12 protein-coding genes and 1 tRNA gene are annotated in these 14668 nt (G+C 61.7%); 10 read left to right on the top strand and 3 right to left on the bottom strand.

Going from position 1 to position 14668, the window contains the following annotated elements; all coding sequences use genetic code 11:
• The first annotated feature begins 19 nt into the window (after positions 1-19).
• Positions 20-955, top strand: coding sequence for a type VI secretion system-associated lipoprotein TagQ (gene tagQ, locus AC1MEK_RS09530; protein ID WP_480395999.1), 936 nt, complete (start codon positions 20-22; stop codon positions 953-955).
• Positions 956-1104: 149 nt separating this feature from the next.
• Positions 1105-1830 carry a DUF4431 domain-containing protein gene (locus AC1MEK_RS09525; RefSeq protein WP_480395998.1) on the top strand — a complete coding sequence of 242 codons (726 nt, stop codon included), beginning with the start codon at positions 1105-1107 and terminating at the stop codon, positions 1828-1830.
• 146 nt (positions 1831-1976) lie between these two features.
• Here the strand turns inward: AC1MEK_RS09525 and AC1MEK_RS09520 are convergent.
• A tRNA-Arg gene (locus AC1MEK_RS09520) sits at positions 1977-2053 on the bottom strand.
• 334 nt (positions 2054-2387) lie between these two features.
• Here AC1MEK_RS09520 and gabD point away from each other — a divergent pair.
• The 3 genes from gabD (at position 2388) to AC1MEK_RS09505 (ending at position 6664) form a co-directional block, all read left to right on the top strand.
• On the top strand, positions 2388-3830 hold the full coding sequence (gabD, locus tag AC1MEK_RS09515) for an NADP-dependent succinate-semialdehyde dehydrogenase (protein ID WP_480395997.1): 1443 nt from the start codon (positions 2388-2390) through the stop codon (positions 3828-3830).
• Positions 3831-4003: 173 nt separating this feature from the next.
• Positions 4004-5287 (top strand): 4-aminobutyrate--2-oxoglutarate transaminase, encoded by a 1284-nt coding sequence (gene gabT, locus AC1MEK_RS09510; RefSeq protein ID WP_480395996.1) that lies wholly within the window; start codon positions 4004-4006, stop codon positions 5285-5287.
• A 153-nt stretch (positions 5288-5440) separates the two neighbouring features.
• Entirely contained in the window at positions 5441-6664 is a 1224-nt protein-coding gene (locus AC1MEK_RS09505; protein ID WP_480395995.1) for an HDOD domain-containing protein, read from the top strand.
• Between the two features lie 183 nt (positions 6665-6847).
• Here the strand turns inward: AC1MEK_RS09505 and AC1MEK_RS09500 are convergent, their stop codons facing one another.
• Together AC1MEK_RS09500 and desA are read right to left on the bottom strand one after the other, a co-directional pair.
• Positions 6848-7819, bottom strand: coding sequence for a GGDEF domain-containing protein (locus AC1MEK_RS09500; RefSeq protein ID WP_480395994.1), 972 nt, complete (start codon positions 7817-7819; stop codon positions 6848-6850).
• A 148-nt stretch (positions 7820-7967) separates the two neighbouring features.
• Positions 7968-9152 (bottom strand): delta-9 fatty acid desaturase DesA, encoded by a 1185-nt coding sequence (gene desA / locus AC1MEK_RS09495; RefSeq protein WP_480396072.1) that lies wholly within the window; start codon positions 9150-9152, stop codon positions 7968-7970.
• 180 nt (positions 9153-9332) lie between these two features.
• Between desA and dibA the strand changes: the two genes are divergently transcribed.
• The 5 genes from dibA to cysW all read left to right on the top strand — a co-directional run bounded on the left by dibA (position 9333) and on the right by cysW (position 14666).
• Positions 9333-11255 carry a phosphodiesterase DibA gene (gene dibA, locus AC1MEK_RS09490; protein ID WP_480395993.1) on the top strand — a complete coding sequence of 641 codons (1923 nt, stop codon included), beginning with the start codon at positions 9333-9335 and terminating at the stop codon, positions 11253-11255.
• 276 nt (positions 11256-11531) lie between these two features.
• A complete protein-coding gene (gene oscA / locus AC1MEK_RS09485) occupies positions 11532-11714 on the top strand; it encodes a sulfur starvation response protein OscA (RefSeq protein ID WP_274134169.1) in 183 nt (60 codons plus the stop codon).
• An 81-nt stretch (positions 11715-11795) separates the two neighbouring features.
• Positions 11796-12806, top strand: a complete 1011-nt coding sequence (locus tag AC1MEK_RS09480; protein ID WP_480395992.1) for a sulfate ABC transporter substrate-binding protein — start codon at positions 11796-11798, stop codon at positions 12804-12806.
• A 153-nt stretch (positions 12807-12959) separates the two neighbouring features.
• Positions 12960-13781, top strand: coding sequence for a sulfate ABC transporter permease subunit CysT (cysT, locus tag AC1MEK_RS09475; protein ID WP_480395991.1), 822 nt, complete (start codon positions 12960-12962; stop codon positions 13779-13781).
• Between the two features lie 12 nt (positions 13782-13793).
• Positions 13794-14666 carry a sulfate ABC transporter permease subunit CysW gene (cysW, locus tag AC1MEK_RS09470; RefSeq protein WP_480395990.1) on the top strand — a complete coding sequence of 291 codons (873 nt, stop codon included), beginning with the start codon at positions 13794-13796 and terminating at the stop codon, positions 14664-14666.
• The last annotated feature ends 2 nt before the right edge of the window (positions 14667-14668 follow it).

Below are 14668 nucleotides of genomic sequence, written 5' to 3'. Positions count from 1 at the left end.
CAGAAAAGAGAGCATCACCATGCAGTTTTCCCGTAACCCTGCTGTTAACACTGTGGTTTCGAATTCCAAGTGCCGTGGGCTGACGTTGATCGCCGCAGGATTCAGCTTCGTGCTGATGGCCGGATGCGCCAACTCGCCGGTGTCCAAGGTCGGCGCCAGCACCAAGGTCGAGTACTACCCGACCTGTTACGAGCCGGTGCAGCACCTGCGCGACACCGATTCGAACATGAGCAAGTCGGTGATCGGTGGCGCCGCCGTCGGCGCACTGGGCGGTGCTCTGGCCGGCGCGCTGGTGGGCAGCTCCGAAGACCGCGCGCGCAACGCGGCCATCGGCGCCGCAGGTGGCGCACTGGTCGGCGGCGCCGCCGGTTACTACACCGAGAAGCAGAAGCAGATCACCGACGACAACCAGCGCATCGGCTCTTACGCTGCCGATATCAACAAGAACGCCGCCGACATGGACCGCAGCACCGCCTACGCCAAGGCGTCGCAGTCCTGCTACCAGAGCGAGTTCACCAAACTGCTTTCGGCGCGCAAGGCCAAGACCATCAACGACACCGAAGGCCGCAAGCGCTTGGCTGAAATCGTCGCAGGCCTGAAGGAATCCAACGACCTGATCACCGCTGTGAACGGCCGTACCGGCGAGAATCTGGACAACTACACCCAAGCGTACGAAAAAGACCTGCAGACCGTAGGCGTTCAGCGCGCTGACGTCGCGACTGTTGCCTCGGCGGACATCGCACCGGTGACCACCAGCAAGAAAAAGGCGCCAGTGAAGAAGAAACTGCCGACCGTGCCGCAGGAAGCCGTCAGCACCGAGAAGACGATCCAGGACGCCAAGACCAAACAGGCCGCCAGCCAGCAGGTTGCAGCGACCGGCCAGTCCCAGGTCAACGCCATGTGCAAGAACCCGGACCTGGGCGACTGGGCGCCGGTGCCGTGCCCGAACGTCTGATCGATCGCGCCTGATACACCTCGAACCGGCCTGGCTCCCTGAGCCAGGCCGGTTTTTTCTTGGGCGGGCAACACTGAAAGGCTGGCGGCTGTCAGAGATTTCTCTAACCTCACAGCATGCCTTCCCGTGTATTGCCGGACATCGCCTTCATGACTGCCATCTCTCGCCTTCCTCTGCTGTTGATCGCCGCCCTTTGCCTGTCGCCTCTGGCCGCGCACGCGGGTGAATGCAGCCAGTACGAACCCTCGGACGCGACCCTGAGCGGCACGCTCACTCGGCAAGTATTCCCGGGCCCGCCAGGTTTTGAGGACGTGGTTACCGGAGATGAGCCGCAAGTCGGCTTTTACCTGTCGCTGTCCGAGCCGCTGTGCATGACCGGCAACGACAAGGAAGCCGACATCAACGTCGAAGACAACGAAACCCTCGTGCAGCTGGTGCTCCAGCCCACCGACTACGACAACCTGCGCCCGTATCTCGACCAGCCGGTGGTGCTCAACGGAACCCTGTTCGGCGCCGTCACCGGCTTTCACCACACTCAGGTCTTGATGCAGCAAGTGCAACTGGTCAGCGGCATGAAAGCCGCGCCTGTCGACTGCGAACTGCTGAACCAGAAAGTCGGCATGCAGGAAGAAACCTACACGCCGTCGCTGCAAGGCAAGGTCATCGGCGGCCGGGCCTGGATCTACCAGGCCCCCAACCCGACCTGCAGCGACAAACGCCAGTTCATCGCCCAGGGCACGCCCGTTAGCGTGACGTCTATTGCCAATGGCGGTTGGGTGCGGGCCGAGATTGCTGGAAATGGCGGCAAGCCCGAGGTGGTGTGGCTGGATCAGGCGCAGGTGGTGTTGGGGTTGGGGGATGCGGAGCAGGAGTAGAGGCTCCGAAACGCTCGGCATCCAGGCCAGCTGTAAACTTTGAGTTTTTAACTGGCTTCATACACCCACAAAAAAAGCCCGCACATCGGCGGGCTTCTCTATATAGGTCGATTCACAGAACGTATCCCACGCACTGAAATCAAAAATGGCGCACCTGGCGGGATTCGAACCCACGACCCCTGCCTTCGGAGGGCAGTACTCTATCCAGCTGAGCTACAGGTGCAACGCGGGCGCCATGATACTCATCTGGCCCGCGTGCGTCCATGCTGGCGAGTCACTGTTGTCGATTTCGCACGTTTGCGTGTGTTGTTGCGGAGGCGAAATCAGGGTTTTGTTGCAAAGCGACGGTCTGCGTTCTTTTTTTCGAACACCCTATTGTCCTTTGCGGTTGTTGAACCTAGGATTCGTTTGAGATTTCAAACGCTCCCCGGTTCTGTCTGTTCGCGATCGCGCGGCAGGCCCGGCAACAGTTTTCCTGACGGCAGCCTCTGCAAGGAGGCGCCTTTGAACAATCAATAATATGCCCCGCCCCACGCGGTGCTGTTTAGGAGGCCGACATGCAGCTCAAAGACTCGAAGTTGTTCCGCCAGCAGGCGTACATCAATGGCGCTTGGGCCGATGCCGACAGTGGCCAGACCATCAAGGTCAACAACCCGGCGAACAACGAGATTCTGGGCACCGTGCCAAAGATGGGCGCTGCTGAAACCCGCCGTGCCATCGAAGCGGCCGACAAGGCGCTGCCTGCCTGGCGTGCCCTGACCGCCAAAGAGCGTGGCGCCAAGCTGCGCCGCTGGTTCGAACTGATGCTGGAGAACCAGGAAGACCTGGGCCGCCTGATGACCCTGGAGCAGGGCAAGCCGCTGGCCGAAGCCAAGGGCGAAATCGCCTACGCCGCGTCGTTCATCGAGTGGTTCTCCGAAGAAGCCAAGCGCGTCTACGGTGACGTGATTCCTGGCCATCAGCCGGACAAGCGCCTGATCGTCCTGAAGCAGCCTATCGGCGTAACCGCTGCAATCACCCCGTGGAACTTCCCGGCGGCGATGATCACCCGCAAGGCCGGCCCCGCGCTGGCAGCGGGCTGCACCATGGTCCTCAAGCCTGCTTCGCAAACCCCGTATTCCGCACTGGCGCTGGCTGAGCTGGCCGAGCGCGCCGGCATTCCGGCTGGCGTGTTCAGCGTCGTGACCGGCAGCGCCGGCGACATTGGCACCGAGCTGACCAGCAACCCGATCGTGCGCAAGCTGTCGTTCACCGGCTCGACTGAAATCGGTCGTCAGCTGATGGCCGAATGTGCCCACGACATCAAGAAAGTCTCGCTGGAACTGGGCGGCAACGCGCCGTTCATCGTGTTCGACGACGCGGACCTGGATAAGGCCGTCGAAGGCGCGATCATTTCCAAGTACCGCAACAACGGCCAGACCTGCGTCTGCGCCAACCGCATCTACGTGCAGGATGCCGTCTATGACGCGTTCGCCGAGAAGCTCAAGGCCGCAGTCGCCAAGCTGAAAGTCGGCGACGGCCTGACTGAAGGCACCACCACCGGCCCGCTGATCGACGAAAAAGCCGTGGCCAAGGTCAAGGAGCACATCGCCGACGCGCTGGGCAAAGGCGCGAAAGTGCTGAGCGGTGGCAACAGTCTGGAAGGCAATTTCTTCGAACCGACTATTCTGGTCAACGTACCGAAAGACGCTGCCGTGGCGAAGGAAGAAACCTTCGGCCCGCTGGCGCCGCTGTTCCGCTTCAAGGACGAGGCCGAAGTGATCGCGATGTCCAACGACACCGAGTTCGGCCTGGCCTCGTACTTCTACGCGCAGAACATGAGCCGCGTGTTCCGTGTGGCCGAAGCGCTGGAGTACGGCATGGTGGGTATCAACACCGGCCTGATCTCCAACGAAGTCGCGCCGTTCGGTGGCGTGAAGGCGTCGGGTCTGGGCCGTGAAGGTTCGAAATACGGCATCGAAGACTATTTGGAAATCAAATATCTCTGCATCAGCGTCTGACGCAGGGGTATTCAGCCCGCGAAGCGCGAGAGCGACGTTTCGCGGGTTTTAGTGGCAAAAAACACATAGGTGGCCGGGAGGCCGCGGCAGTCGATCATCGTATGCTGCCGCTGTTGACCCCCGCCGCCCTATCCTTGAACCACGCCGCCCGATGAGCGGTGAATGAGGAAATCATGAGCAAAACCAACGCATCCCTGATGAAACGCCGCGAAGCCGCTGTCCCACGTGGCGTTGGTCAAATCCACCCGATCTTCGCCGATTCCGCGAAGAACGCTACCGTTACCGACGTTGAAGGTCGTGAGTTCATCGACTTCGCAGGCGGTATCGCGGTACTGAACACCGGTCACCTGCACCCGAAAATCGTCGCTGCCGTGCAAGAGCAACTGACCAAGCTGACCCACACCTGCTTCCAGGTGCTGGCGTACGAGCCGTACGTTGAACTGTGCGAAAAAATCAACGCCCGCGTGCCAGGCGACTTCGCCAAGAAAACCCTGCTGGTGACCACCGGTTCCGAAGCGGTCGAGAACTCCATCAAGATCGCTCGCGCCGCCACTGGCCGCGCTGGCGTGATCGCCTTCACCGGCGCTTACCACGGCCGCACCATGATGACCCTGGGCCTGACCGGTAAAGTCGTGCCTTACTCGGCCGGCATGGGCCTGATGCCAGGCGGCGTGTTCCGCGCGCTGTACCCGAACGAACTGCATGGCGTGAGCATCGACGATTCGATCGCCAGCATCGAGCGCATCTTCAAGAACGACGCCGAGCCGCGCGACATCGCCGCGATCATCCTGGAGCCAGTGCAGGGTGAAGGCGGTTTCTACGTCGCACCGAAAGCCTTCATGCAGCGCCTGCGCGAGCTGTGCGACAAGCATGGCATCCTGCTGATCGCCGACGAAGTGCAGACCGGCGCTGGCCGTACCGGCACCTTCTTCGCCATGGAGCAGATGGGCGTCGCGCCTGACCTGACCACCTTCGCCAAGTCCATCGCTGGCGGCTTCCCGCTGGCCGGTGTCTGCGGCAAGGCCGAATACATGGACGCCATCGCCCCAGGCGGCCTGGGCGGCACCTACGCTGGTAGCCCGATTGCCTGCGCCGCGGCCCTGGCCGTGATGGAAGTGTTCGAAGAAGAGAAACTGCTGGACCGCAGCAAGGCCGTTGGCGAGCGTCTGGTGACCGGCCTCAAGGCCATCCAGGCCAAGCACCCGGCTGTGATCGGTGACGTGCGCGCGCTGGGCTCGATGATCGCCATCGAGTGCTTCGAGAACGGCGACACTCACAAGCCGAACGCTGCTGCCGTGGCGTCCGTTGTGGCCAAGGCTCGCGAGAAGGGCCTGATCCTGCTGTCCTGCGGCACCTACGGTAACGTGCTGCGCGTGCTGGTTCCGCTGACCTCGCCAGACGAGCAACTGGACAAAGGCCTGAAAATCATCGAAGAGTGCTTCGCTGAAATCGCCTGATGTCCGCCGATCACATTTGTAAAATGTGATCGAGTCGTCAGAAAAAACCTGCTCCGGCAGGTTTTTTCGTTTATTGACGTCAGAAAACGCGCTTTCTCCCTGTCTCCATTGCCAGTCTTTGACTAATGTACGAAGACTGGATGCCGGAGAGTCATGATGACCGTTGTAGAGGCGCCTTCCGTCCCTCGTGTATTGATCGCCGAAGCGGACCCCTGGGCCCGCGAAATGCTCAGTGAACTCGTGCTGGATGTGCGATGCGACGCACAGCTGGACGTGTGCCCGGACGGCAAGCAGGCGGTGGACATCATGCGCGGGTTCATCCCTGACCTGGTGATCGCCTCCCGCGAGCTGCCGGGGGTGGATGGCCTGACCCTTTTGCGCGGCGTGCGCATGCTCAAACGGCAGATCCCGGTGCGTTTCATCCTGCTCAGCAGCCGCAGTGACAGCGCCAGTGTGCGCGAGGCTGTGCAGCTAGCGCCTACTGCTTACCTGACCAAACCCTTGAATATCGACAGCCTGCGCCAGCGCCTGGAAAACCTGCTGCTGCGCGACGGTGCGCAGGTGGCGTGTGAAGTGCCGGCGCTGGCGCCGGGCGTGGGGCTGGACGGTTTTCTGGAAAAACGCCGCGAACTGGCCGACGGCGGGCCGTTGTACGTCGATGTGCGGGAGGTGCTGGCGCGCAGCCGCAACGCCAATGGTGTCGATCTCAAGCTGCTGGAACACGAGCTGATCGAAGACCCCCATGTCACGGCGGTGCTGATCGCCGCCTCCAACAGCGCCTCGCAACATCAGGGCAAGCCGCAGCAGACCCTCGGCCAGGCACTGACCACATTGGGCGGCACCCAGAGCGCCAACCTGATTCAAGGCCTGGCGCTCAAACGTGGGGCGATCCTGACCGACGAGAACTTGATCCTGCAGGCCAGCCAGATCTGGGCGGTGTCACGCCGTACCGCAGGTTATGCGCGGATTCTGGCACGCACGCTGGACCTGAACCACGAGCGTTGCTATTGCGCGGGCCTGCTCAGAAGCCTGGGCGAGCTGTCGGTGATTCGTTGTCTGCAGGAATGGCGACAGGCCGGCGGCACGCTGGACGAGGCGAGCATTGCCCGCGCGCTGGAGCAGTATTCGGCGGCGTTCGGCTCGGCCCTGCGTACCCGCTGGCGTCTGCCGCTTGAACTGCGCGAGCTGATCGCGGCGGTGTATCAGTACAACACCGGGGTCTACACCCGCGAGGTGCTGGCCATGAACCTGGCCGGGCAGATGGGGCGTCTGGGGCAGGAAGACCCGCTGGAAGCGCTGGCCAAGAGCAAGTCGGCGCGGTTGCTCAAAGTCAATGCGATGGATCTTGAGCGGGTGCGCAACAAGTTGGTGGCGTAAGAACGACGTGGATTCTGCGCATGGATCGTTGTTCGCGTCGGGCAGAGGACCTGTAGGAGCGAATTCATTCGCGATTGGCCTGAGCAGACGATACACCTGCATCGCCTGTTCGATTTTTCGCGAATGAATTCGCTCCTACAGAGGGATCGGCGTATGGATCGTTGATCGCGGGAAGTTCGGGAATCAAACCAACACGATCTGATTCTTGCCTTGGCGCTTGGCCTGATACATCGCGGCGTCGGCACGGGCGTAGAGCGCTTCCAGGCCCTGATCCTGCTTGTCGAGGTTGGTCAGGCCTTGGCTTGCGGTGATACCGAACGACTTTTCACCCTGGGGGAACACCAAGCGTTGGATCTCCCGTTGCAGGCGTTCGGCGATCTGTTTGGCCATGTCCGGCGCGCAACCGGGGAACACCGCGGCGAACTCCTCGCCACCGATACGCCCGAACAAATCGCCGCGGCGCAGCGTCTTGCGGCCGCATTCGGCGATCCGTTGCAGCACCACGTCGCCTTCCTGGTGGCCGTAGGTGTCGTTAACCAGCTTGAAGTCATCCACATCCAGCAACAGAAACGCCATGGGCGTGCCCTGCAGGCGGGCCTGTTCGAACTCGCGCTGGGCGCATTCGAAGAAGTGCCGGCGGTTGCTGCTCTGGGTCAGCACGTCGGTGGTGGCCAGGCGTTGCAGGTCGTCTTCGAGCTGTTTCTTTTCGGTGATGTCTTCGGCGATACCCACCACGATCAGGCGCTGGCCGGCCTGATGGCTGACGAAGCACTTGTCGCTGAGCCAGCGGACCTGGCCGTCGGCGCGCATGATGCGGTATTCGCGGTCTTCAATGGAGCCCTTTTCCAGCACTTCGCTGAGGCTGCGCTCGGCGTAGTCCAGATCGTCCGGGTAAATGCTGTCGCGCCATTCGCCGAAGTCGGCCAGCAGCAACCCGGCCGAGCGCCCGAAGATTTTTTCGTAGGCGGGGCTGACGTAGATCATGCGCTGGGTCTGCCAGTCGAACGCCCAGAGCACGGCGTTGACGCTGACCAGAAGGGAGCTGAAGAGCTGTTCGCGTTCACTCAGGCGTGCCACTTCGGCTTGGGCGTGCATCAGGGCCAGCAGGGTTTCTGCGGCGGCGGGTGTTTCGATTGAGGATGTCGAGTTGTCCATGAGCACTGCATCTCAAAATAAGGTGCGGCGCACAGCCACAACATGTCACACAGCATAGTGCGAAGGTGATAATGAGATGGGTGTAGTGGCACTTAGTTCCGACGGGCGCCCCGTCAGATGACGGAGCGCCGATCAACGGCAGGCGAAATCAGCCGTGGTGAGGGCGCAGCGAGTAGGTCTTGAGCTGGTCGGCGAAGTCGCGCAACGACTGGATGCCGCTGGCCTCGGCCTCGTGAACCCAGTCCTTGATGGCGGCCAGCATGTCGTGGCCGTTGCTGCTGGTGCGGGCCCAGATCTGTTGCAGCGCCAGGCGTTTTTCGTAGATCACCTTCAGTGCCTGGCTGTGCTCGAGCATGGTCTGGATGCGCACCTGATGCTTGTCTTCCAGCAGGCTGGTTTCCCGCGACAACAGGCGTTTGGCGCGGCGGAACTGGTGGCGAACCGAGGCGTCGGCCTTGGCCAGTTCCTGTTTCACCAACGGCGCGATCACCAGCTTGCGGTACTGGGCCATGATCTGAAAACGGTTGTTGAGGATCGCCATGGCGGTGTCCATGTCCACATGGCCCTTGCCTTCGACACGGTGGGCGATGGGGGCGATGCGCTGCACCTTGGCCAGGCGCAGCCAGCAGAACAGCTTGATCCACGCCCAGCCCATGTCGAACTCCCAGCGCTTGACCGACAGCTTGGCCGAGTTGGGGTAGGTGTGGTGGTTGTTGTGCAGTTCTTCGCCGCCGATCAGGATGCCCCACGGCACCAGATTGGTCGCCGCGTCCCGGCATTCGAAGTTGCGATAGCCCACCGCATGGCCCAGGCCATTGACCACACCTGCGGCCCACAGCGGAATCCACATCATCTGGATCGCCCAGACGGTGATGCCGATCACGCCGAACAGCGCCAGATCGAGCACGGCCATGATCGCGATGCCCAGCTTGGGGTAGCGCGAGTACAGGTTGCGTTCGATCCAGTCTTCCGGGCAGTTCTTGCCGTAGATGCGCAGGGTCTCGGGGTTCTCGGCCTCGGCGCGGTACAGCTCGGCGCCCTTGCGCAGGACGGTCGACAGGCCTTTGACGACCGGGCTGTGCGGGTCGTCCTCAGTCTCGCATTTGGCGTGGTGCTTGCGGTGCACGGCGGTCCACTCGCGGGTGTTCTGCGCCGTGGTCAGCCACAGCCAGAAACGGAAAAAGTGCTTGAGCCCGGCGTTGAGTTCCAGCGAGCGGTGAGCTGAATAGCGATGCAGATAGACCGTGACGCTGACGATGGTGACGTGGGTCATCGCCAGAATGACTGCGACCAATTGCCAGACGGAAAGGTCGAGCAGACCGTTGTTCCACATAGGCTGAAATGCCCTCGGTTGTAACGCGAACAGATGGCGGGCGCAGGCGTTGGCCAGGCCCGGTACGGCAGCGCGCATTATCACTTAGCCAGCAGAGAAAACCAGTCGGTGTTTTCCGAAAGCGTCGCAGGATGTTTCTTCCTCTATAATCCGCTTCTTTCGTCTGGCTTTGGCTTTTCCATGTCGGCTATTACCCGTGATGCGCTCAAAACCGCACTGTTGTATGGGCTGCTGTCGATTTTCTGGCTGGCGTTCAGCGACTCCCTGCTGCCACTTCTGATCGATGATCCGGCTCAGCTGGCCCGCGCCCAACTGATGAGCGGTTATGCCTGGCTGGCGCTCAGCGCGCTGTGCATCTTCTTTGCTCGCGCCCGTTTATCCGCATTCATGAGCAGCAAAGCCCGCGCCCGCCAGGATCAGGATATGCAAAGCCTGCGGCTGGCAGCAGCGGTGTTCGACAGCACGCTGGAAGGGGTGCTGGTCACCGATGCCAGCGGTGTGATCGTCCACGTCAACCGGGCGTTCATGGAGATCACCGGCTACCAGCAGGACGAAGTGCTCGGCCAGTTCCCCAGCAAATTCAAGTCCGGGCGCCATGGCCCGGATTTCTACGAGCGCATGTACAAGACCATTCTCAGCGCCGGGCAGTGGAGCGGCGAGATCTGGAACCGGCGCAAAAGCGGCGAAATTTATCCGCAGTGGCAGAGCATTCGCACCATCAAGGACGACCAGGGAAACATTACTCACTTCGTCGCGGTGTTTTCCGACATCACCTCCATCAAGCACTCGCAGCAGGAGCTGGCCCACGCCGCTCATTACGATGCGCTGACCGGTCTGCCCAACCGCCTGCTGTTCTCCGACCGCGCCGAGCAGGCCCACACCCACGCCCGGCGCAGCAAGCACTCGCTGGGGCTGCTGCTGATCGATCTGGACCACTTCAAGCACATCAACGACAGCCTGGGCCATAACGTCGGCGACGAAGTGCTCAAGGCGGTCAGTGAGCGATTGACCGGGCTGGTGGATAAGGGTGCGACGCTGGCCCGCCTCGGCGGCGATGAGTTCGCGGTGCTGGTGGAAGGGCCGGGGCAGGCCATGCAGATTGCGGAAAAGGCGCAGGCGCTGCTCGATGGCCTGCGCGAGCCCTTTGTCATTGGCGAGCAGACGCTGTTTCTGACAGCCAGCATCGGCATCAGCCTGTTTCCCAACGACGCGATGAATGCTGCGCAACTGTTGCGCAATGCCGACACCGCGCTGTTTCAGGCCAAGAGCCAGGGCCGCGAAGGCTACGCGCTGTACACCGAAGAGCTGACCGCCCACGCGCAGCGGCGTCTGGAGCTGACCGCGGAACTGCGGCGGGCCATCGAGCAGGACGAGCTGCGGGTGTTCTACCAGCCGATCCACAACCTGCAGACGCGGCGCATCGAAGGCGTCGAGGCGCTGGTGCGCTGGAGCCACCCGCAGCGCGGCATGGTGTCGCCGGGGGAATTCATTCCGGTGGCCGAGCAGAGCGGCCTGATTGCCGACATCGACAATTGGGTGTTGACCCGCGCATGCCTGCAGATGCGCCAGTGGTGCGAGGCGGGGGTGGGGCTGTCGTTCGTGGCGGTGAACGTGTCGACCCGGCTGTTCAGCCGTGGCGATCTGGACATCCGCGTGGCGCGGGTGCTGAACGAGACGGGTCTGGCGCCCGAGTTTCTTGAGCTGGAAGTCACCGAAAGCGCGGTCATGGACGATCCCGAGCAGGCCATCGAGCAGATGCACCGGCTGCGCGAATTGGGCCTGAAGCTGTCCATCGACGACTTCGGTACGGGGTATTCATCGATGCTGCGCCTCAAGCGCATGCCGGTGCAGAAGCTCAAGATCGATCAGGGCTTCGTGGCGGGCCTGCCGGGGGATGAAGACGATATCGCCATCGTGCGCGCGATCATCGCCCTGGCCCGCGCCATGGACATGCGGGTGCTCGCCGAGGGCATCGAACAGGCCGATCAGGCGGCGTTTCTGCTGCAGGCTCAGTGCGAATTGGGCCAGGGTTACTGGTTCGCCCGGCCGATGCCTGCCGAGCAGATTGACTGGGAGCATGCGCCGGTCTTTGCTACCGCCTGATGCCGAGTCTGTAGGAGCGAATTCATTCGCGAATGGGCGGGTCAGACAATACATATCCATCGCCTGATGAATCGTTCGCGAATGAATTCGCTCCTACAGGGTTCCGAGTTCGTATCGGGTCTAGCGGAGTCGCTACAGCTGATAAATTCCATTCGGTTATATCTGCATTCTTAAATAGTATTTTTAAGAATAAAAATCCCTCTCTACTATCGCTCCTACGCCACAAGCAGCTGCCTTCCCACGACGCTGCGGGCACTTCATTTCAGGAGCACGACAATGAGCGCATCTCTTCGTAGCGTCGACGGCCAGGACGAACAAAGCATTCTGCGGGAAATCCAGAGCGCACTGCGCGACCTGCGTTTCGGCGCGGTGGAAATCACCGTGCACAACGCACAGGTGGTGCAGATCGAGCGCAAGGAAAAATTCCGTCTGCAGAACCCGGGCAAACAGCAGGGCTGAGCCCGGCACCGGCAATCACGAATAACGCTTCACCAAAACTAGAAAAAGCCAACAACAGAACAGATTCCAGGAGCTTGATTCATGTCCATTCGCCGTTACGCGCTGGCCGCTCTGGCCAGTGCCGTGCTTGCCGGATCCGCCGTTGCCAAGGATTACCAGCTGCTGAACGTGTCGTACGACCCGACCCGTGAGCTGTATCAGGACTACAACGCCGAGTTCATCAACTACTGGACCAAGGCCCACCCTGGCGACACGGTCAAGATCAACCAGTCCCACGGTGGCTCGGGCAAGCAGGGCCGTTCGGTGATCGACGGCTCTCCTGCTGACGTGGTGACCTTGGCGCTGGCCGGCGATATCGACGAAATCGCCAAACTTGGCAAATCGCTGCCGGCCGACTGGCAAAAACGCCTGCCGGACGCCAGCACGCCGTACACCTCGACCATCGTGTTCCTGGTGCGCAAGGGCAACCCTAAGGGCATCAAGGACTGGGGCGATCTGGTCAAGAAAGACGTTTCGGTGATCACGCCCAACCCGAAAACCTCGGGCGGTGCGCGCTGGAACTTCCTGGCCGCCTACGCTTATGGCCTGAAAGCCAACAATGGCGATGAAGCCAAGGCCAAGGAATACATCACTCAGCTGTTCAAGCACGTGCCTGTGCTCGACACCGGTGCTCGCGGCGCCACCATCAGCTTCGTGCAGAACAACCTGGGCGACGTGTTGCTGGCCTGGGAAAACGAAGCCTTCCTGTCGCTGAAAGAAGACGGCGGCGCCGACAAGTTCGACATCGTTGTGCCTTCGCTGTCGATTCTGGCCGAGCCGCCTGTCGCGGTGGTCGACAAGAACGCCGAGAAGAAGGGCAACACCGAAATCGCCACCGAGTACCTCAAGCACCTGTACAGCAAGGAAGGCCAGGAAATCGCGGCGAAGAACTTCTACCGCCCGCGTGACAAGGAAGTGGCCGCCAAGTACGAGAAGCAATTCCCGAAACTGGACCTGGTGACCATCGACAAGGATTTCGGCGGCTGGAAGTCGGCACAGCCGAAGTTCTTCGATGACGGTGGCGTGTTCGACCAGATTTACGTGCCACAGTAACGCAAGGCACTATCACACCCGTAGCAGTCCGGCTTGCCGGCGGCAGCGATCTTCAGGACGCCACCGCCGGCAAGCCGGACTGCTACGGGGTCGACGCGAATCAAGTTATAGGCCCGGTTCATTCCGGGTTATGTGCATCAACCAAGGACACTTATGTCTCGACGCATATCCCCCGTCATACCCGGCTTCGGGCTGACGCTGGGCTACACCCTGGTGTACCTCAGTCTGATTGTGCTGATACCGCTTGCGGTCATGTTCATCCACGCGTCCCAGCTGAGCGCCGCGCAGTTCTGGAACATCGTCACCGCGCCCCGGGTGCTGGCGGCGCTGAAACTGAGCTTCGGCACGGCGTTCTTCGCGGCCATCATCAACGGCGTGATCGGCACGCTCTTGGCCTGGGTGCTGGTGCGCTACACCTTTCCGGGACGCAAGATCATCGATGCGATGATCGACCTGCCGTTCGCCTTGCCCACCGCCGTTGCCGGTATCGCGCTGACCGCGCTGTACACACCTACAGGGCTGGTCGGCCAGTTCGCTACCGATCTGGGCATCAAGATCGCCTACACTCCGCTCGGCATCACCCTGGCGCTGACCTTTGTCACCATGCCGTTCGTGGTGCGTACGGTGCAGCCGGTGCTGGCGGATATCCCCCGTGAAGTGGAAGAGGCCGCGGCCTGCCTGGGCGCCAAGCCGCTTCAGGTGTTTCGTTACATCCTCGTGCCTGCCTTGCTGCCTGCCTGGCTGACCGGCTTCGCCCTGGCCTTTGCCCGTGGAGTGGGCGAGTACGGCTCGGTGATCTTCATCGCCGGCAACATGCCGATGAAGACCGAGATCCTGCCGCTGCTGATCATGGTCAAGCTCGACCAGTACGACTACGCCGGCGCCACGGCCATCGGCGTGATGATGCTGGTGGTGTCGTTCATTCTGTTGCTGCTGATCAACATCCTGCAGCGACGCATCGAAACCCCTAACTGAGGAGGCGTAATCATGTCTGGTCCATCGCTTATTGCCGCTTCCTCCGCCAACGCTGCCCGCCGTGGCAGCTCGGGGGCGCGGCGCATCCTGATCGGCCTTGGCTGGCTGGTCTTTGCACTGTTTCTGTTGCTGCCGCTGGTGGTCGTGGTCAGCCAGGGCCTGAAGAATGGCCTGGGCGGGTTCTTCACCGCGATCCTTGAGCCTGACGCCCTGTCAGCCCTGAAACTGACGATCTACGCGGTGCTGATTTCGGTGCCGTTGAACGTCGTGTTCGGCGTGGCAGCGGCCTGGTGCGTGAGCAAGTACTCGTTCCGTGGCAAGGCCATTCTGGTCACCCTGATCGACCTGCCGTTCTCGGTCTCGCCGGTGATCGCCGGTCTGGTCTACATCCTGATGTTCGGCGCCCGTGGCGTGTTCGGCCCGTGGCTGCAGGATCACGACATCCAGATCGTCTTCGCCCTGCCGGGCATCGTGCTGGCGACCATCTTCGTGACGGTGCCGTTCGTGGCCCGCGAGCTGATCCCGCTGATGCAGGAGCAGGGCACGCAGGAGGAGGAGGCGGCGCGTCTGCTGGGCGCCAACGGCTGGCAGATGTTCTGGCACGTCACGGTGCCGAACATCAAATGGGGCCTGATCTACGGCGTGGTGCTGTGTACCGCGCGGGCCATGGGTGAGTTCGGCGCGGTGTCGGTGGTGTCCGGCCACATCCGCGGCGTGACCAACACCCTGCCGCTGCATGTCGAGATTCTCTACAACGAGTACAACCACGTGGCTGCATTTGCCGTGGCGAGCCTGTTATTGATCCTTGCGCTGTTCATCCTGCTGCTCAAGCAGTGGAGCGAAGCGCGCATTAGCCGTCTGCGCCAAAGCGCGGCGGAGGAATAATT

It is taken from the genome of Pseudomonas sp. 2, from assembly GCF_056627435.1.
Note: the sequence above shows the minus strand (reverse complement) of the source record. Positions and strands in the feature narration are given on the sequence as shown.